We start from the raw sequence: 20183 nt of genomic DNA, 5'->3' as shown, positions 1-20183 counted from the left end.
CAAATACCTCTAATTTTAGTTTTTGTTGTGCAGAGCAGTTGCAATAGCGGCAACGACTGCCTTCTGGTCAACCTGTGCAGCTGCAGGAGCGGCACTTTCGGCTTTTGGCGCCTCTTTGTCAAGTTTGGCCGCATGAATAACTACTCTAAGCAAATTCATAAAGCCAATCAAGATTATGAGGAAGGCAAAAACAACACACATACCCAGGACAGTAAGAATAGCGCTCTGTCCCAGCATTTCTTGGATTGTCATATTTCCTCCATAAGTGAAATACTTTTATTTAAAATGATTGAATATTATTAAAAGTATAAATTATTGAAAATCTTTATTCAATGATTCCAGACTTGTTTAACGATTTTTTTACAGTGCAAAATGAATAAAAAAAGAGGAAAAGACACCTTAAAAAGGTTTCCTTTCCTCTTTCAAACTCTTTTTCTTCCAATAAATCAGCAAATTAGAACAAATCGCTCATTCCGTAAAGCCTGCCTTTTTCAAGCTCACCGGAAGCAATTTTTGCGGCAAGTTTTTCAAGGGCAACAACCGCACCTTTTGCAAAACCTTCGCGGCTTCTAGCTCTGTGTGTAAGTTCGATTTCGTCCGCTGGAGAATCAAAGAAAACGGTATGAGTTCCAGGAACAAAACCAACGCGGGTTGAACTTACATGAAGCTCATTTGCCTTTGGCTTTTCATGGAAAGCATCAAAAACCATCTGTGTTTTCGATTTATTTCCGAGCATTATGCGGCGGGCAACTTCGAGCGCGGTTCCTGAGGGACTGTCGGCTTTCTGATTGTGGTGTGCTTCCCAAACGGCAACGTCATAATCAGAGTATTCTGCCATAATTTTTGCAGCTTCTTCTACAATCTTATAGAACATATTTACGCCGATTGAAAAATTTGAAGAACGCATCGCAGTTCCACAAGTTTTTTTGCAAAGCTCTGCAATTTCGTCCTCGCTCTTTGCCCAGCCGGTCGTACCGACAACTACAGGAAGTCCAAGAGGAATCAAGGCATTCAGGTTTCCAAGAACGGCAGTTGGGTGGGAAAATTCGATTACGCCTTCGGCTCCGCTATTTTTTACAGCATCGGCAACAGCTTTTCCGTCTCCTGCCGGCACTATATTTGTAGCGTCTTTTGCCATGACGTCGATTGTTGCAACAACTTCGTGGCCTGCATCCTTTGCACATTTTTCAATCATGTGCCCCATTTTTCCATATCCGACAAGCGCAATTTTCATTTTATTTCTTCCTTAAAATTTTATTTATTTTATAAAGTAAATTTTTAATAAAAACGAAGTCGATTTTTCAAAACTAAAAAAAATACGACATCCGCCTTAAAATTATAAAGATTAGTCTAGTTTTTGAAAAGTGACGTTATATCAGGCTCAATTTTTTTTCCACGAAGTTTTTCAGCCTGCTCATAAACCTTTAAAATATCTTCTGGAAGAGTTTTTTCTTCGCCCTTTAAGGTCTGATACGGGGCATCGGTTTCAAAGACAATCCTGCTTTCCTCAAGAAATTTTACGCATTCAATCGCACTTTTTTTGCCATTTAAAATAGGTTTTCCAAACGAAAAATAAGCATTTACGCCCTTTTTTAAAAGCGAATTTGCTTCTGTCAAAGTTCCTGCCCACGAATGAAAGACCACGCCTTTGACCTTTTTTAAAAGTTTTATGTCCTTAAATAAACGCTCTGTGCATTTTCTTCCGTGAATTACAAGAGGCTTTCCGTATTTTATTGCGGCCTCGAGCTGAAAATTCCAGACTTTTTCCTGTTTTTGAGACATAGAGCGAAAATCCTGAGTAAAAAAATCAAAGCCGCACTCCCCGACCGCATCAATTTTTTTATTTTCGAGAAGCTGAATCAAATATTCTGAATACGAAAAATCCGGGTTTTGAGGGTGAATTCCGAACGACTTAAAAAAACTGATTCCGGAGTTCTGAGGAATTGAATCAATGATTTTTTCCTGTTTTATAAATTCGTCCTCGGAAAGAGCGCAGGCAACGCCGGCATAAAAATCGACAGATTTGCCAGTTTTAGAAAAATCAGGAAGAGAAGAATGAACTAAATGCAGGTGTGCATCAAAAATCAACTAAAAACCTCTTTTTTTGACAGTGCTCATGCATAAATACTGTCTATAAGCAAAAGTACCCAAATATTTAAACTTTTTGTTAATGTTTTTTTTATTATACCGAAAATAATTATGTACGTAACATTTTTTTGCGTTAAAAACGCGGGAGGAATTCAAAATGGGAACATACACACTTAAAAGCATTGGTAAAAAAACTGATTACATGACTGTTGTACGCGAAATGGACGACGGCTACATTGTTCGCATTGTACGCGATGAAGACGGCTATGATGACGTTACAACAGATTTTATTAGCAAGGCTCTGTTCGACTCTTGTATCCGCACCGGCTATCTTACTAAAATCAAGTCTCCTGCTGAAGCCGTTGCCTAACTAGCTCCAAAGCTGCCTCAAAACGAACATCAACAGGCATTTCTTGAGGCAGCCAGTTTATTTTTACGCCTTTCTTTTCCATTCCCTTAAACCAGGTTTCCTGTCTTTTTGCAAACTGCCCGATTGCAAGGTTTAAAAGTTCAAAAAGTTTTTCTTTGCTTTCAATCTTCTGCTGAAGATATTCACTCACAAAACGATATTCAAGTCCAAGACTTTCAAGCCTCTGCCATGACGCTCCATTTTCGTGCAGATTTTGAACTTCTTCGATCAACCCCTCTTCAAGACGGTCGTGCAGGCGTTTTGAAATTCTCTCGCGAACTAAAGGACGCGGCAAGGTTGTGCCAAGCACAAGCGGATTAACCTTAGGACGAGTTGAAAGCACCTTTTTTCGCAGAGTTTTATATTCCTCAGATTTTGTAAAACGGTTTAAGAGAATCGCCTTTATTATGCGCTCACTGTCGCCGAATTCGCTCGTATTATGAAGTTTTTCTTTTTCTGCTATTAAAATCGACTTTAATTCTTCATAAGAAAGAGATTCAAGTTTCTGTCTTTCGGCCGCATTTTCTTCGAACGGAATCATATCGTAATTTCTGAGTATTGAATCAAGATACATTCCGGTTCCACCGACAACAACCGGCAAAACTCCGCGTTTCTGGCAGTCTGCAAACGAATTGTAAAAATCTGCCGTAAAATCAAACAGGCTGTATTCGTGACTTAAATCCGTAACATCGATTATATGATACGGAACATTGTAAAAACCGTCAGTAATTTTGTCCTTTAACGCAGGATTGAGGGAAAGCGCGAGATTTTCATTCATCTTAAAATCGCACAAATCCTTTCCACTTCCAATGTCGAGTCCGCGGTAAACCTGACGGCTGTCTGCGCTTAAAACTTCGCCTCCGAGACTTGCAGCAAGGCGAACGCCGATTTCGGTTTTTCCGACGGCTGTAGGTCCAATTACAAAAATACAGTTATAGTTCATTTTTTGTTTCCTAAAAAACTAAAGCACGCGGCAAACAGCGCATTTTAAATATTCAGACTTAGGATAACCTGCAAGAACAGGATGATCAGGTCCAGCCCCGTACTTTGCCAAAATTTGAACGCGTTTTTTTGAATCTTCGGCCGCCTTCATAATCATTCCGTAAAAATGCTCCGAATCAAAAAAGTAAGAGCAGGAACAGGTTACGAGGATTCCGTTTTCTGTCAAAAGGCGCATTGCACGAAGGTTTATTTCTTTGTATCCGCCGTACGCCTTTTGAATATTTTTTGCACTTTTTGTAAACGCAGGAGGATCGAGGATAATCAAATCAAATTTTTCGCCTGCCGCTTCGTATTCTTTTAATTTGTCAAAAATATCCGCACAAACCGCCTTTACCTTTTTTCCGGCTCCGTTGAGCTCAATATTTTTTTCAATCATTGCAACGGCTTCTGGGCTCAAATCGACGCAGGTAACGTCTTTTGCCTCTCCCTTAAAACAGTTCAGGCCAAAAGCGCCGGTGTGACTGCAAGCGTCGAGAACTTTTTTTCCAGAAGCAAGTTTTGCAACCTGTTTGCGGTTAAATTTCTGGTCAAGGAAATATCCGGTTTTCTGGCCATGAGCAATATCAACTTCCAAAAGCACATCGTTTTCGCGAATCATAATCTTTTCGTCGCGGGCTTCGCCAATCCAGCAGGATTTTTCTTCAAGGCCTTCTTTTTCGCGGACAGAAGCGTCATCCCTCTCAAAAATTCCATAAGGCCGTATTATCGAATTTAAGGCTTCGAGAATTTCTTTTCTAAAAACTTCTGCGCTCAAAGACAAAAACTGGACAACAAGATAAATATTTTTCTTTACATCGCAGTAGCGTTCAACAATCAGGCCAGGAATCAAGTCTGCTTCTGCATAGACAAGGCGATAACTGTCTTTTCTGTCGTAATAAAGCTTTCTAAGGTCGTAAGCGTCCTGAATTTTTTTTGCATAATAAGCGCGGCTGTCTTTCATAATCTGGTCGGCATGTTCTCTTCCGATTATGCGGACAGAAATTTTTGAAGTGCGGTTTATAACACCAGTTCCCAAAAAACCGCCCGCATTTGCAAAAACTTCAACAACTTCGCCGTCTTTTACAGAACAATCGGCAAGCGAAGCCTGCTTAACACCACTTTTCTCTTCAAATTTTACATGGCTTATTTCGTTATCAAAAACCCACGGAAACCCCTGGGCAACTTCAATTTCTTCGGAAGGATTTAAAAACACTCTTGGAAACATAATTCACCTGACAAAAATCAAAAATTTACGCTAATAATACAAAAAAAATTAAATTTACAAAAGTGTATTAGAATTCAAAATTTTTGGAGCGCATTTTTCGCACTAACCCGCTTTCCACAGTTCCGCTATACGCTGCATTCGGCAAGCCGAACGCCTCCGGCGCTGTTCCAACCGGGGCTACAAGCCCTGTCGTGCGCTTTTAGCGCACACGTAAAAAATCGGGTTTTGCGCCAGCAAAAGCCGCAGCGTGCCACGCACGCAAGCAATCAGGGCTACAAGCCCTGTTGTGCGCTAAAATCCGTAGTCGCTTTTTTCCTGCACGATTTTTTCCGGCTGGAAAACCTGCTGGAAAACTTCAAATGCTTTTTTTACAGGAATAAATTTTATTCCCGTTTTTACGATTTCAGGAATTTCTTCAAGATCGCGCTCATTGCTCTTCGGAATAAAAATCGTCTTTACTCCGTTTCGCTTGGCAGCTACAGTTTTTTCACGTAAACCGCCGATCGCCATGACAGAACCTGTCAAATCAAGTTCTCCGGTCATTGCAACATCGCTTTTTACAACCCTGCCGGTCAAAAGAGACATAAATGTTACTGCCATCGTAATGCCTGCGCTCGGTCCGTCCTTTGGTGTCGCTCCTTCCGGAATATGCAGGTGAATTACGTTCTGATCAAACCAGCTCTGAGGCTTTATCTTGTGTTCAATTGCATACTGCTTTACGTAGTTAAAGGCAATTTGAGAAGATTCCTTCATAACATCGCCCATCTGTCCGGTCAAGACAAGTCCGCCCTTGCTGTCAGGGAAACTGATTGCTTCGATAAGAAGAGTGTCGCCTCCCATGCTTGTCCAGGCAAGGCCAATGCAAGTTCCAGGAATTTCTGCCCGTTTGATTTCGCTTTCGTCAAAAACAGGCTTGCCAAGATAAGTATCCAAATCTTTTGCATCAATATTGAACTGTTTTCCGTCCAGAGAATCACATTCGTTATTTACGATTTCTTTAACTTCGCTTAAAGTCTTGATGTTCTCAGGAATTCCAGAAAGCTGCCGTGTAATTATCTTTCTGTGAATTTTATCAATACATTTTTCGTAATTGCGGACACCGGCCTCGCGCGCATATTCTTCCGCAATACGCAAAAGAGCGGCCTTTGTATATTTTACCTGGCCTTTTGCAAGTCCGTTTTTTGCAAGATTTTTTGGAATAAGGTATTTTCTTGCAATTTCAAGTTTTTCCTGATCGATATAACCAGATAGCTGGATGATTTCGGCACGGTCCAAAAGCGGCTCCGGAATTGAATCCAGTGTATTTGCCGTCAAAATAAAGAAGACATTGCTTACGTCAAACGGCAAATCCAAATAGCTGTCGCGGAAACTTACATTCTGCTCAGGATCCAAAACTTCAAGAAGCGCGCTTGCAGGGTCGCCCTGAACACTTGAACCCATTTTATCAACTTCATCAATCATAAAGACCGGCGATTTTGTCTTTGTAATTTTTAATCCCTGGAGAATTTTTCCAGGCATTGCGCCAATGTACGTTCTGCGGTGTCCTTTTATTTCAGCCTCGTCTCTCATGCCGCCGACACTGAACCTGTAAAAAGGCTTGTTCATTGCATTTGCGATAGAGTGTCCGATTGAGGTTTTTCCTACTCCCGGCGGTCCTACGAGAATCAAAATTGAACCTTTGTTGTCTTTTTTCATCTTTCGGACTGCAAGATATTCAAGAATCCGTTTTTTTACATCGTCAAGGCCGTAATGGTCTTTTTCAAGAATTTTATATGCTTTTGCAAGATCGAGGTTTTCTTTTGATTCCTCATTCCACGGAAGAGCGCAGACCAGTTCAAGATAATTGCGGCTTACAAAATATTCAGAAGAATTGGAATCCATCAATTTGAATTTTTCGAGTTCGCTTTCCAAAGCTTCCTTTACTTCGCCTTCAAATTTGAATCCTTCGATTTTTTCCTTGAATTTTGAATAATCGTTTCCTTCTCCATCGGCACCGATTCCAAGCTCATCTTGAATTGATTTCATTTCTTCGCGCAAAAAGTATTCGCGCTGATTTTTTTCAATTTTTTCGTTTAATTCATTTTGAATTTTCTTCTGCATTCGCAAAAGTTCCTGTTCTTTTTTTATAAAAACAAGAACCTGCTCAAGCCTGGAGCGAACGTTAAGCTCTTCGAGAACTTTTTGCTGGTCAGCTTTTTCAACATTTAAAATTGAAGCAACAAAATCGGCAATTTTTCCAGGATTGTCGATATTCACCATATTTAAGCGCATTTCTTCGGAAAAAAGCGGATTATTGTCGCTTATTTCTTTCATTTCGCTTATAAGCGCGCGTGTAAGGGCCTTTGTTTCAAATGTATCGCCTTCCTCGTCATCGAGATACTGAACTGCAACAACAATCGGATTTTTTGCAGACAAAACCCGGCGGATTTTAAAACGTTTTATTGTCGAAACAAAGATGTTTACTCCACCGTCAGGAAGGTTGATTTTTTTTATAATTCTTGCAACAGTTCCAATATCGTACAAATCGCTTGCAACGGCATTTTCATCTTCCGTTTTTGCAAGTACAAGACCGATAAAGCCATTTGCTTCAAACGAATCCTCGACAATTTTTACATCGTCCGGGTTTGAAAGCATAAGCGGCGTAAAAATTCCAGGAAAAATCGGATGCCCGTTAAGCACAACCAGAGGCAATTTTAGAGGAAGCATCTGTTCAACCGTAATTATTGAACTTGCAGGATCGTCCGTCTGCCGTCCACCTTTTTTTGAAGATTTTTTAGACTTTTCCTCTTTTCCTGAGGCTGTATCTTTTTCGTTTTTTTCAGTTTCGTCTTTTTTTGCAGAAATTTCGCCTTCTGGCTTTTCTTTCTGCGGAGAATCTTTTTCGACCGTCACTTCAACATCGACTGGAGTTCCGTCGGCGTCCGTATGCTTTGAAATCAATTCGTTTATTGCATTTTTTAAATTTTCAGCAACATTTTCTAAAGCGTCATTCTGTTTATTTTCGTCATTATTGTCGTTATTATTTTTAGCCATAATTATAATTTAACCATAAAAATGGCTGTAGGCAACAAAATTATTCCGCTTTGGCTTTGCTTTTGTCCTGCAGTTTTTCAAGTCCGGCATTCAAAAACAGCTCATCCTGATACCAGTCAAGAATCAGAGAATAAAAAGCATCTTCGTAACCTTCGCATTTTGCAAGAATTTTTACGACACTACCGCTTTTTAAGCTTCCAGACGGAACACTGTCCATTAAAACCCATTTTCCCCGGTACGAAATAAAGAATTTTGTCTTTGAAGTAAGCGAATTTCCTTCAAAACGGTCGTAGCTTTCTGCATGAACTCTTACAGGCCGGGTCGCATTTCGAAGGCTGTTGATTTTTAAGTTCAAATTCTCTTTTTCAACTACGACTGTCTGCCACATTATATAAGGGCCGACTGCAATTTTAATCCGGTATTTTCCAGAACGCAGGTAAACAGGATAAGTTGAATAATTTTTTACATTTTTTGAATTATTTTGAGACTGCTGAGTAAAAATCCGGCGGCTTCCGTTTACTTCAGGAATTTCTTTTCCGTCATCTGCAAAAAAGAATGCGCGCAAAGGAAGGTCGGAGTCCACAGAAGACGCAACAGGTATTTCCATATTCAAAACAACGCTCTTATACCAATGCCGTAAAACAGTTTTGTGGACATAGCCACGGCTCCAGACAAAGCCGAAAAGAACGCAAGCTGCAAGTCCAGACACAACTCCACAGAGAATTTTTTTGAATTTTTTGTCGCGCTGCTCAAACGAAGGAATTGCAAACTGTCTTGTTGTAAGGACTGTCTGCGCAAGGGCGATTCTTATTTTGTGAGTATCGTAATGAGAAAGATATTTTTTTACGATTTTGAGAACTGCGTCTATCGACTGAAACCTTCTTGCAGGGTTTGCCTTGAGCATTTTTTTTATCATTCTGGCAATTACAGGAGGAATGCTTTTGTCGATTTTACGCGGATTTACGTATTTTCCTTTGCGGATTTTTTCCAATGTCTCTGCATTTAAAGTTGAAGGAAATGGTTTTGTTCCGGTAAGCATTTCGTAAAGCATTACGCCCATCGAATAAATGTCCGCCCTTCTGTCTGCGCTTCTGCTGTCTGTAATCTGTTCCGGAGACATGTAGGCAGGAGTTCCCAAAGTTACGCCGTGGCTTGTCAATTCGCCTGTAATCTGGGTGGTTGAAGTTTCCGCAACCGTTTTTCCAGAACTGTCAGCCTCGCTTTCGTTTTTCTGGGACGGTTCATTTTCGCTTTCGGTCGAGGCAATTCCAAAATCTGCAAGTTTTACTTCCGCTCTTTTTGAAATAAGAATATTTCCAGGTTTAATGTCGCGATGAACAATTCCTCTTACATGGGCAAATTTCAATGCAAGACAGGCATCCTGAAAAATCAAAAGCGCAAGTTCTGTTCCGAGAGCAACCTGCTTTTCGAGAACCTGAGCGAGGGAAAGCCCTTCTACAAACTCTTCGACAATATAATGGCTTGAACCTTCGACAAAATAGTCAAAAAGATGAACGATGTAAGGACTTTGCATATCGAGCAAAATCTGGGCTTCGCGTTTAAATCGTTCGCGGACAATTTTATTGTTTCGGATTGTAAGTTTTTTTAAGATTACAAGTCTTTTTAACGAAGGATGAACGGCTTTATAAACCGCTCCCATTCCGCCTTTTGCAACAAGTCCTAGAATTTTGTATTTTCCGATACTTTCAGGAATTTTTTCTGCCATAAAACTTACGCTCCCATAAAAAGTCAAGATTAAAACTTTAGTTCTAAATTTCTACATCCACTCTCAAAATATCAGTTTCCGGATTAAATTTTCTATCTGGTTTGACAACAGCGATATTTTCTTCGTCCGGGTTATGAATCTGCACATATTTTCCATTCTGCCTTAGTCCGTATTTGTTTTTTACAGGCCTGTGGCCGCCAATCCACACGGCATTTTCGCAGTTTTTTCCAAGAAGATTTTTTATGCTTTCGGAAACGCTGTCTTTTTTTGCCTCGCCATTTGCCGTCCAGGTAAGAGCAAGCGTTACTTCAGGAAATTTTCTGTAATTTATGATTTTTGACCGGGTCAATTCAAAAAACGGCTCGGCATGACTTATGACAAGATTTGGAAAAACCGCACATAGCGGCAAAGCGTGCTCAAGGCAGCTTAAAATATAAATGACAGCATCGTCGTACTGTTCTGACATAAACTGATAGAACATTTCACCTTCCGCAGCCATTTTATAAAAAGGATGATTTCCCCGGCCTTCCTCGTTCAGAATATTTTCGTGATTTCCCTTTAAGCAGTGAAAATTTTCCGGACAAGAAAGCTTTAATTTTAAAATCATCTGCAAAACTTTCAGGTTTTCCAGCATTTCCTGATTCATCGCCTCGTTTTTTATTACGCCGCGGTTAAATTCGGCAAATGCCTCTTTCCAGCGATCATAACAGCGCAGTTCTGAATGAAAAATGTCTCCGACGCAGACAAGGTAAATCAGTTTTTTTTGGCAAGCTTCCAAAATGCTCATTTTTTCGGAAATTAAGCAATCTTCGTTTTCCTGCCCGGATTTTTTTTCAGAAGCAGAGGTTTTATTTAAATCTTCCAGTTCAATTTCAAAATTAAGAATATGCCACAAAAAATATTCGCGCGCATGAATGTCTGGAATTACGACAACCGGCTTTTTTTCTTTTCCGAATTTCTTTTCTGAGCAAAAATCCAAAAGCCCGCCGGAAAATTTTTCGCCATATTTTTCTTTCGGGCGGTAAAGTGAATTTTCATTTTCCAAAAGATTCAAGGCCTTTTCAAGAAGATGCATAAAATCATCATATTCAGGAAAATCTTCGGAGCGGTAAATATTAAAAAGTTCAGTTTTTAAATCCACGGACAGCCCTTTTTGGCAAATTTTTACGCCAAAACAAGATTTACAGAACCGACTGTAATCCTGTCTCCCGGATTTAATTTAACGTACTTGTCGTTTGGAATACGCCTTCCGTTAATAAAAGTTCCGTTTGTAGAATTTTCGTCCTTTATAAAAAAAACGTCCTTGATTTTTTGAATCGAAGCATGCAAACGGCTGGCAAGCTTGTTGTCGATTACGATATTACAGTCTGGAGAACGGCCGATTGTCATTTTGGCAACCAGATTGATTTTCTTTTTGTTAAACATTAAATACGAAACCTGACTTGAATCAGCAATTTTTTCCAAATGCTGACCGACAGGCGAACTTGTTACAATTGTAGTATCCTGCATGAATAAAATTATACAACCAAACTAAAAAACTGTAAAATCAAAACTAAGCGCAAATTTATTTAATCTGAAAATTCATCTGGAAGCGGAGCGGTTACGGTTATTATTTTTTTTGTTGCCGGATGAGGAAAACTAAGGCTTACAGCATGCAGCATAATCCGCTTATAAGGTTTTCCGCCGTATAATTCGTCTCCCAAAATCGGACAGCCAAGGCTTGCCAAATGAACGCGGATCTGATGAGTGCGTCCTGTAAGAGGTTTGCAATAATACAAAAAAAATCGGGAATTTGCTTTAAAAAACTCAAATTCAGTGCGGCTTTTTAAGCCTCCTTTAACTTCGGAAAGTTTTCCCCATTTTGCGCTCTGACCTTTCGGGCTTATTCTGCCCATTGGAAAATCAACTGTAATTTTTTTTGAGGCAGGTTCTTTTAAAATGGCCGCAACGTAAGTTTTTTTCGCGGTATGCTGCTCAAACATGTCGTGGCAGGCGGCATTTGCTTCGCGTTTTTTTGTAAAAAGAATTACACCGGAAGTGTCGCGGTCAAGACGGTGCATTATGCCGCAATAAGGCGGATTTTTTGCATTCGGATTTTGAATTTTTTGTCTTGCAAAAAGATAGCGGACGACAGCCGCGTGAAGATTATCCCGGGTTTCGACCATAGATTTTTCGGTCGGAAAATGCGACGGCTTGTTCACTACGATTATGTATTCGTCCTCAAAAAGAACATTTTTTTCTGTAAGCTCAAATTTTATGTCGTCGGGTTGTTTTTCGTAAAAAAGTTTTTCTTCGTCGACAGAAACAAAGACGGAAGATTTTGCAAAAACCGTAAAAGAAGGCACAAAAACCTGTTTTTGATTTACGCTTACCGCTCCTGCAACGATAAGACGGCGGATTTTTGAATTGGAAATTTCTGTTTTTAAGAGCAATGGAAGATTTTGACGCAAAAGTTCATCGAGGCGGATTTTTTTTTCGGAAAGGATTTTGAAAGTTTTCATTTTTATATATTTTTCGGGCAAGGGATGGGAGCCGCGCCAAAGGCGTTGAAACGGCAGTTTTTAACTGGCGTTTTAATGAAGCGAACAGCGCAACGGCGTACAGCCCGGTTTTTGTGGCCCAGCCACAAAAATGCCCCCAAATTTTTTATATAATTATGAAAAAAAAGCGGTAAAAAATCAATCGACGTGTTTTTTTGATTTTTTTGCAAGAATCATTCCAGCCAAAAACGCTGTAAACGGGGCGGTCGCCGCAAGTCCAAAACTTCCTGCGACGGTGTTTATTATTTCGGCGGCGACCTGATTGTTGTTCAAAATATTGTAAAGCGGAGTTCCCTGCGCCATAAAAGTCATTAAAAGCGCAAGACAGGTTCCGGAATATGCAAGAAGAAGAGTTGTCGTCATGGTTCCCATTGCGGCCCGTGCAACGGCAAGACCGGATTTTATAGCTTCGAGACGGCTGATTGACGGACATTTTTTTACAACCTCGTTGACGGCAGATGTTATATCGACCGCAAGATCCATAACGGAACCGCTCGCTCCAATGCAAATGCTGCTCATAAAGATTTTTGTAAGGTTTAAATACTGAAATCCTGAATACAAAAGGCTTTCCGAATGGGCCATGACAGCGCCGTGAAGTTTTAGAGTTTTTGTGCACACAATCGAAAGAACTGCGCAAAAAACGATTCCAAGCATAGCTCCACCGGCAGCAGAAAAAAGACGGCGGTCAAAACCGTAGACGAGCGCGATTATAACGACCGTTAAAAATGCGGTTCCCAAAAGCCCCGTAAGCATTGGATCAAAACCTTTTAGATAAAGCGGAACAATGATTTTCCAAAGCGCAAGGACTGTAAAAATAAAAGAAAGGACTGAGCGGACTCCTGTTGCTCCTGCAAAAACTATGAGGAAGACAGAAAACGCAAGGGCAAGGATAAGTTCGCCACGAAGGCGGAAATGATCGATAAGATTGACCGAAATTATCTGCTCACTTCCCTTTTTTGGATTTTTTACGTCGGAAAATTCCCACTGAACGAGAGCCTGGGCCGTGTCTCCCGGCCGGAAGATTTTGTCCTGTGAAAGAGAGCCGTTGAGCATATTCCAGCCTTCTGCAATTCTTCCCTTAAATCTTCCAGACAAGAAGCGGACAGTGCACACCTGCTGTCCAGTGCGAATAAGTCCAGTATCAATAAAACGGCTGTTGTCAACTTCGATTATTTTTGCACGGCATTTTACGGCATCCTTAAACTGCAAGGCTCCTTCAAAACCCGTAGGAATAAAAAGCATAGCCGCAATGCACGCAAGCGAAACAATAACCGAAACTGTCGAACGTGATAATCTGGACATTTTTTTAATTTCCTTTCTATTTTTATTTAATTTTGAACTACTGATACGTTGTCTGTACGTTGTCTGTACGTTGTCTAATCCTGAACAACTTTTGTCAAAGCAGCCATTTTTTTGTAGATGTCGGTGTTATCGTAATATCCGCCGAATTCGTTCTGACCTGCGCCAAGCGCGAAAACTGGAACTGGAAGGCCTGTGTGCGAATAAGATGTGAATCCGATTCCGCTCTTGTTGTTCAAAATGTGTGTGATTGTTACAGAAAGAGGTTCATAAGTTCCGTAAAGCTCGTATTCTCGCTGGTCGCGTTTTTTGTCGCCAGACATTGTTTTTGCGTATGCGTCCTTAAGTCTTGAATATTCGTAATCTGTAAGCACGAGTCCGCCGTTTTTGTTGCTTCCTTCCGAACCAGGAACTTTAAGTCCAAACAATTCAGTCACGTCCTTCATCACATCGTCAAAAGAAGTGTTGTTTTTCTTGTAATTTGAAATAAAGTCAGAATCGTATTTTGCATACGAAATTTTCTGGTTTTTGAGCGTGTTGAAGAACAAATTGTAGTCTGTTCCGGCAAATCCGATTGTAAGTCCGCCAGTTTCGTGGTCGGCAGTTACAAGAATGAGAGTTTCCTTAGGGTGTTTGTTGTAAAAGTCGATTGCTTCTTTTACGGCGTCAGAAAGAGCTACAGTGTCGGCAATTGTTGAACGTGCATCGTTTGCGTGGCAGGCCCAGTCGATTTTTCCGCCTTCAATTTCCATAAAAAAACCTTTTTTGTTGTCGAGAACTTCAATTCCCTTTTTTACGTAATCGCGGAGCGTCCATTCGCCTTTCTGAGCGTCCTGAGCATAGTTCATCGCGTCTGAATCTGCAAGTTTTTCCGCAATTACAAGAGCCTTGTCTCCGTTTTTGAGAGATGAAGCATCTTTTTGTGTAAAGCAAACTTTATAGCCGGCTTTCTGGGCAAGAGAATAAATTGACTCCTTGTCATTTTTTTTGTCCTGAGGTTCCATCAAGGCTCCGCCAGCAAAATAGTCGAAGTTTGAAGCGACAAGCTCAAGTCCAATCGGATAGTTTGACTTTCTGCTCGCCTGATGAGCGTAAGAAGCCGCCGGAGTTGCGTGGTTCAAGTTTACGCTTGTAATTACACCGATTTTCCAGTTTTTCTGGTCGCGAAGCTGTTCAGCAATCGTGCGGAATTTCTGCTTTTTTGTAATGTCAACATTGATAGAACTAGAATGTGTCTTTTTTCCGGTAAGGATTGATGTTGCGGTCGAAGCTGAATCTGGCGCAAAAGATGTCGCATCGTAAGTCTGGGCACTTCCTGCAACCGGGAAATTCATAAAGCTCAAATTTTCGCCATAAGGTGAATCTTTTGGATTTTCTGATTTTTTAACAGTGTCAACAATTCCTGCGGCGTCTTTTCCAAGATAATATGCAGAACTCTGAATCTGAGGATAGCTCATTCCGTCGCCAATGAACAAAAAGACGTATTTAGGAGTTCCTTTTCCAGTAGGATTTACCTGAATCTGCTGAGCGTCTACTTTTGAAGTAAAAGCCATTGCAGCGAACATTGCCGCTCCAACTGCAAGTTTCATCATTCCACGAAAGCTTTCCTGTGAAATTTCTTTTCTTTTCATCATTTTAATTTGTACCTCCAAATGGTTTAACGAAAAGATAAAATCCAAATGTTATAAAATGATGAAAAAAATATGAGATAAATGTAAAAAAATCGGCTCAGTTTTTAGCGGCTAATTCCGTTTTTCCTTTTCCATGCAGGAAAGTCGGTCGAAATCAGTCTTTCCATAGAAGAAGTTGTATATCCGTAGCCGTTGCGTCTTTCGACAGAAAGAGAATTAAAATCTTCGACATACTTGCATCCGCGGTCGCACCAAACAGGTTTTAAGACAGAAGGATAAGTTCCTGAGATAGTTTTTCTTGCACCAGTCTCAACGTCAAAAGAAGAATCCAGCGCATAAAAACGCGCCCACAAGTCCGGAGCAGACGGCTCATCAACCAGGACCTGCTCATAATCGTAATAACGCCCGTTCAGAACTTCAGCCTTGCGTGTTTTTCTTACGAGTTTTTTGCCATGAATGCGAATTTCCGGTCTGTCAAAAAATTCGCAGGCGGAAATAATCGCATTTTGAATTTCAGGCGAAGGATTTTCAATTTTCATCAAAAACTTAACCACGTTTTTAGATTCAGTTGAACAGATTGAAGGCGGTTCAAATTCCCTCGCCCAGACAGGAGCATAATTTTCGTAACTGTGCTGCTGGCACCAAGCCGTAAGAATTTTAGAGCCGTTGTCCAAAGTAACCTTAATCTGAGTTTTTAAGATACACTCAATTCCACGAGAATACGCATTTTGAGCGCGGGCGCAAGTTTCTTCATCAACAAAAGCATAAAGTTTCCGGTTTTGAACAACCTCGTTCAAAAAAGAAAGAACGTCCGCCATTACATCGTCGTTAAAAGTTATAGCAAAAACGTCCGCCCCGGTAAAACCGCCGGTATTCGGTTCCTGCGCATTCAAAATCCACAAAATTCCGCGTTTTGCGCATTCTGCATAGCGTTTTTCAGGAATCTGCATGTAAACATTTGCAAGATAACGAATTTGAGAAAAAATATTGCGGTTGTCCATCGTGCTTCCGTGAGATTCGGTCTTAAGATGGTAGGTGACAGGTTTGAGCCTGCTGTTTTTTTCCTGAAGAGCTTTAAGTTCTTCCAAAGTAAAAATCCGCTGATAATCAAGATTTTTTGTCCAGCCGCCGTCAGGATTCTGCAAAAAGACCATATTTTCGGCAATGCCTGCAATCTGCTCTTCGTCATAAAGCTTGTAAGGAGGAACAGAATTTTTGTAAATATAGCGTGCGTGATTAAAACCGTCAGAAAACTCTTTCAGTGAAACAGGCGAATACTTTTTTTGAGTAAAATTCTCAAATTCCGCCTGTCCGACACTAGAATTCTCATCCTCAATTTTTTCGACATAAGAAGTCTGACAGCCCAAAACAAAAAAAAACAGCAAAAAAAGCCAAAAAAGAAAGTTTAATTTTCATAATAGAAAAATTATAGCACGGAAAATCAAAATTATAAAAATTCAGGAGCACATTTTGCGCTCAAACCGGTCTTCCGCACTTTCGCTGCCGCTCCATTGCCGTTCCGGCAACTTCGGTGCTCCACCCCGGGCTATAAGGCCCGGTCGTGCGCTTTTGCGCACATGTAAAATAAACGGGTTTTGCGCCAGCAAAAGCCGCAGCATGCGCCAGCATGCAAACACCCCGGGCTATAAGGCCCGGACTGAGCACGGCGAAGGAGGACTTGCAGTAAGAGCCGGCTAGACGGCAGATTGCGCTCCAAAAATAAAAAAAACGTCCCGAAAAAAACTTTCAGGACGTTCGTTGTTAAAAATTATTACTCTGTCGGGCGTTTTTTAAGGCTTTTGCTTTCTGCAATCGCGCGGCCTTCGCCAACACTCTGTTCCATCATTGCGCGCACTTTAAGAGGCAAGCCGAACAAGGTAATAAAGCCCTGTGCGTCCTTGTGGTCGTAAAGTTCGCCTGTTGTAAATGAAGCGATATTTTCGTTGTAAAGGCTGTATTTTGAATCTGAACCTGCGGCGCGGATCATTCCCTTTACGAGTTTTACTTTTGTCCAGCCTGTGACAGTCTGCTGAGTTGAATCAACAAATGCCATCAAAGCGTCGTACAGCGGTGTAAATACTTTTCCGTCGTAGATAAGCTCTGCAAGGCGGAGTGCAACCTGCTGCTTGTAGTGGTAAGTATCGCGGTCAAGACAGATATGATCCATCATTCTGTGAGCAAAATAGAGAACTGTTCCAGCCGGTGTTTCGTAAACTCCGCGGCTTTTCATTCCAACACAGCGGTTTTCGCAGATGTCGGCAATTCCAACTCCGTTTCTTCCGGCAATTTTATTCAGTTCGAGCATAAGTTCAAGACCGTTCATTTTTTTGCCGTTCAAGCTTACAGGAATTCCTTTTTCCCATTCGATTGTAACGTATTCGCCGTCGCCCGCTTCTTCCGGAACAACTGTATTTTTGAGCATGTGCTTGTAGTTAGGCTCGTTTGAAGTTTTTTCAAGTTCAAGGCCTTCGTGGCTGATGTGCCAGATGTTTTCGTCACGGGAATATGACTGGTCTTTTTTCATTGGAACTTCAAGTCCGCGGTCTTCCAAAAATTTGATTTCTGCTTCGCGGCTGTCCATATTCCATTTTGGATCGCGCCATGCGGCAATAACCTTCAGGTCTGGGGCAAAAGCCTTGATTGCAAGTTCAAAACGAACCTGATCATTTCCTTTTCCTGTCGCACCGTGACAAATTGCCACAGCACCTTCCTGTCTTGCATATTCAACAAGAATTTTTCCAATTAAAGGACGGGCAGTTGAAGTTCCCAAGAGATATTCGTCTTCGTAAACAGCATTTGCCTTGAGAGCCGGCCAAATATATTCTTCAATATATTCCTGACGGGCATCTACAACATAGCAGGCGGAAGCACCAGTTTTGAGCGCACGAGCCTTAATGTGTTCCCAGTCGTCGCACTGACCAACATCAATACACACAGCGATAACATCGTAGTCATAATTTTCTTTAAGCCAAGGAATGATAACCGTTGTATCCAATCCACCAGAATAAGCAAGAACAACCTTATCTTTTGCCATTTTATTTCTCCCGTCCGTACAAAAATTTGCACGGTAAACTGTATATTTATACAAAATACTCTAGTGTTTTATGCAACTTTATGCAATAGAGACGAAATATTCAGACATATAAAGGCAAAAGTTTTTCGAGAATTTTTTCAATTATTTTAAAACTTTCGGGAGTCAGGCTCAAAAAATTGTCGTATTCGGTATGAAAAAGCCGCCAGGTCAAAGGCATTTTTTCGCGGTATTTAAAGGCAAAATCCGCATTTTCGCTGAGTTTTGTGTTCATAACCGTTTTTTCAAGATTTTTGTCTTTCATAAGTTCAAGACAATACAAGGACGCCTCTTCCTTCGGAAGCATAGTAATCGCTACGGCAGGAATTCCGCAGGCCAAAAAACCGGCATTGTCGCTGTAAGGAACCGGCAAAGTCATCCATTTTTGAGGACTGGCTTCTCTCAAAATATTTTGTGTCCTCTCAAAAAGCAAAGCAAAGCGTTTTGCAAAAGGCCTGTTTTTTTTGAAGTTCATTAAAACATCAAGTCCGGCCCTTGCAAGAACAGGAACTGTTCCCCGTCCGACTGAATCAAAGACAAAAACATCATCGTTTTCAATTCCGAGTTTTTTAAAAAGCTCTGCAAGCGCAAAAGAGCCCTGCTCGCTCACGCCGCCTTCTCCAAGTTCTTCTCCGTCTGTAAAAAACATGCGGATATTCAAAACTTTGCCTTTTAAGGCCAATTCGTTCACTTTTACGGCAAAATCCGCCAGAGCAAAATTGGCAGAACTGTTGTCATTTGCTCCAGGACTTCCAGAAACAATGTCATAATGAGAAATAAGAGTTTTTATTTTAAATTGTGGATTATATGAATTTGAATGGAAATTTACGTAAATGTGCTTTTTTCCTGCCAGATAAATTACAGAAGTCTGCACGCCACGGTCAGACAGGTATTTTCTCAAAAAAGAAAGCCTGTCTGTTTCCGGGGCAAGGTAAGCTTCGTAATCTTCCGGCAAAAAATTCATTTTTAGTTGTTAAGAGAAGAAAGAGGAACCGGATTTGGACTTGTCGTCGCATTGTCCAGTTTTGAAAATTCTTCAAGCAGTTCCTTTTGTTTTGAAGAAAGTCTTGAAGGAACCTGAACCAAAATTTTTATGTAGAGGTCGCCTTTTCGGCTTGTATTGAAAACAGGAACGCCCTCGTTTTTTATTCGCAGGAGTTTTCCGTTCTGAGTTCCAGCCGGCAGTTTAAATTCAATCTTTTTTCCGTCCAAAGTCGTAATAAAAATCGTTTCGCCAAGAGCCGCCTGAACCATTGTGACAGGAACAGCGCAGTAAAGATCTTGACCGCTTCGCTCAAAATAAGTGTGCGGTTCAACATGAAGAACAACAATCAAATCGCCGGCAGGTCCGCCGTTTTTTCCGGCATCGCCTTCTCCGTGGATTGCAATTCTTTTTCCGTCATCAACTCCGGCAGGAATTGTAAGGGTTACACGTTTTGATTTTTCCTGAACTCCGCTTCCACGGCAAGAACTGCAAGGTTTGTCGATTACAGTTCCAGCGCCATGACAGGTAGGACAAGTCTGCTGAACAGCAAAAAAACCAGCCTGTCTTCTTATCTGACCGCTTCCACCGCAGGCTGTACAAGTTTTTCTGCTTCCACCAGCAGCCGCCCCGGAACCGTGGCAGTCAGGACAAGCTTCGTTGTGGGCGAATTTTATCTCGGCCTTAGTTCCGTAAACTGCATCCTTAAAGGAAATGTCCAGATCGTAGCGCAGGCTCTGTCCCTGCTCAGGAGCATTTGGATTTCTAGCTCTTGAAGAAGAGCGTCCGCCGCCAAAAATTCCTTCAAAAATATCGCTAAAACCGCCGCCCATTCCGCCGAACAGGTCAGAAAAATCGTGGAATGCATGGCTACCGGTAAATCCGCCGGCACCACCAAATCCAGAACTTCCGTCTAATCCTGCAAAGCCGTACTGATCATAAATCGGACGTTTTTTGTCATCAGAAAGAACTTCGTAGGCTTCGGTTGCTTCCTTGAATTTTTCCTCTGCTTCTTTATTTCCAGGGTTTCTGTCCGGATGATATTTTATCGCAAGTTTTCGATATGCTTTTTTAATCTCATCAGCAGAAGCACCTTTTTGTACGCCTAATACTTCGTAATAATCACGTTTTGCAGCCATTTTTCTAAACCTTTTTAAAAGAACAAATCAGCCCTGTCAAAACGACACCGGCTGATTCAT

Annotated in this window: 17 protein-coding genes; 1 reads left to right on the top strand and 16 read right to left on the bottom strand. The window is 41.1% G+C overall.

Annotated features, from left to right (window positions below; translation table 11 throughout):
- Window positions 1-15: 15 nt before the first annotated feature.
- From B5D47_RS00190 to B5D47_RS00180, 3 genes are all read right to left on the bottom strand, one after another.
- On the bottom strand, window positions 16-252 hold the full coding sequence (locus B5D47_RS00190; protein ID WP_078929706.1) for an OadG family protein: 237 nt from the start codon (window positions 250-252) through the stop codon (window positions 16-18).
- Between the two features lie 202 nt (window positions 253-454).
- Window positions 455-1234 carry a 4-hydroxy-tetrahydrodipicolinate reductase gene (dapB, locus tag B5D47_RS00185; RefSeq protein ID WP_078929705.1) on the bottom strand — a complete coding sequence of 260 codons (780 nt, stop codon included), beginning with the start codon at window positions 1232-1234 and terminating at the stop codon, window positions 455-457.
- A 116-nt stretch (window positions 1235-1350) separates the two neighbouring features.
- Entirely contained in the window at window positions 1351-2088 is a 738-nt protein-coding gene (locus B5D47_RS00180; RefSeq protein WP_078929704.1) for a TatD family hydrolase, read from the bottom strand.
- A 157-nt stretch (window positions 2089-2245) separates the two neighbouring features.
- Here B5D47_RS00180 and B5D47_RS00175 point away from each other — a divergent pair, with 157 nt between their 5' ends.
- A complete protein-coding gene (locus tag B5D47_RS00175; protein WP_078929703.1) occupies window positions 2246-2458 on the top strand; it encodes a hypothetical protein in 213 nt (70 codons plus the stop codon).
- Here B5D47_RS00175 and B5D47_RS00170 read toward each other — a convergent pair.
- From B5D47_RS00170 to dnaJ, 13 genes are all read right to left on the bottom strand, one after another.
- On the bottom strand, window positions 2430-3440 hold the full coding sequence (locus B5D47_RS00170; RefSeq protein WP_078929702.1) for a tRNA (adenosine(37)-N6)-dimethylallyltransferase: 1011 nt from the start codon (window positions 3438-3440) through the stop codon (window positions 2430-2432). The genes B5D47_RS00175 and B5D47_RS00170 overlap by 29 nt on opposite strands.
- 18 nt (window positions 3441-3458) lie before the next feature.
- The gene (locus B5D47_RS00165; protein ID WP_078929701.1) at window positions 3459-4703 is read right to left on the bottom strand and encodes a class I SAM-dependent rRNA methyltransferase; all 1245 of its coding nucleotides are present in this window, start codon (window positions 4701-4703) and stop codon (window positions 3459-3461) included.
- A 291-nt stretch (window positions 4704-4994) separates the two neighbouring features.
- Window positions 4995-7409, bottom strand: a complete 2415-nt coding sequence (gene lon, locus B5D47_RS00160) for an endopeptidase La (protein ID WP_234969870.1) — start codon at window positions 7407-7409, stop codon at window positions 4995-4997.
- Window positions 7410-7776: 367 nt separating this feature from the next.
- Window positions 7777-9462: a serine/threonine protein kinase gene (locus B5D47_RS00155; RefSeq protein ID WP_078929699.1), complete on the bottom strand. Its 1686-nt coding sequence runs from the start codon at window positions 9460-9462 to the stop codon at window positions 7777-7779.
- A 43-nt stretch (window positions 9463-9505) separates the two neighbouring features.
- Window positions 9506-10603, bottom strand: coding sequence for a metallophosphoesterase family protein (locus B5D47_RS00150; protein WP_078929698.1), 1098 nt, complete (start codon window positions 10601-10603; stop codon window positions 9506-9508).
- Window positions 10604-10626: 23 nt separating this feature from the next.
- Window positions 10627-10971 carry an FHA domain-containing protein gene (locus tag B5D47_RS00145; RefSeq protein ID WP_078929697.1) on the bottom strand — a complete coding sequence of 115 codons (345 nt, stop codon included), beginning with the start codon at window positions 10969-10971 and terminating at the stop codon, window positions 10627-10629.
- A gap of 59 nt (window positions 10972-11030) precedes the next feature.
- The gene (locus B5D47_RS00140; RefSeq protein WP_078929696.1) at window positions 11031-11963 is read right to left on the bottom strand and encodes an RluA family pseudouridine synthase; all 933 of its coding nucleotides are present in this window, start codon (window positions 11961-11963) and stop codon (window positions 11031-11033) included.
- A gap of 177 nt (window positions 11964-12140) precedes the next feature.
- Entirely contained in the window at window positions 12141-13304 is a 1164-nt protein-coding gene (locus B5D47_RS00135; protein WP_078929695.1) for a YibE/F family protein, read from the bottom strand.
- 74 nt (window positions 13305-13378) lie between these two features.
- Window positions 13379-14935, bottom strand: a complete 1557-nt coding sequence (locus B5D47_RS00130) for an alkaline phosphatase (RefSeq protein WP_078929694.1) — start codon at window positions 14933-14935, stop codon at window positions 13379-13381.
- A 101-nt stretch (window positions 14936-15036) separates the two neighbouring features.
- The gene (pelA, locus tag B5D47_RS00125; RefSeq protein WP_078929693.1) at window positions 15037-16317 is read right to left on the bottom strand and encodes a pectate lyase; all 1281 of its coding nucleotides are present in this window, start codon (window positions 16315-16317) and stop codon (window positions 15037-15039) included.
- A gap of 386 nt (window positions 16318-16703) precedes the next feature.
- Window positions 16704-17966, bottom strand: a complete 1263-nt coding sequence (locus B5D47_RS00115; RefSeq protein ID WP_078929691.1) for an argininosuccinate synthase — start codon at window positions 17964-17966, stop codon at window positions 16704-16706.
- A 100-nt stretch (window positions 17967-18066) separates the two neighbouring features.
- Window positions 18067-18966, bottom strand: a complete 900-nt coding sequence (locus B5D47_RS00110; protein WP_078929690.1) for a M28 family peptidase — start codon at window positions 18964-18966, stop codon at window positions 18067-18069.
- A gap of 2 nt (window positions 18967-18968) precedes the next feature.
- Window positions 18969-20123, bottom strand: a complete 1155-nt coding sequence (dnaJ, locus tag B5D47_RS00105) for a molecular chaperone DnaJ (RefSeq protein WP_078929689.1) — start codon at window positions 20121-20123, stop codon at window positions 18969-18971.
- Window positions 20124-20183: the final 60 nt, after the last annotated feature.

The sequence above is a fragment of the Treponema berlinense genome (assembly GCF_900167025.1).
In the GTDB taxonomy this organism is placed as follows: domain Bacteria; phylum Spirochaetota; class Spirochaetia; order Treponematales; family Treponemataceae; genus Treponema_D; species Treponema_D berlinense.
Note: the sequence above shows the minus strand (reverse complement) of the source record. Positions and strands in the feature narration are given on the sequence as shown.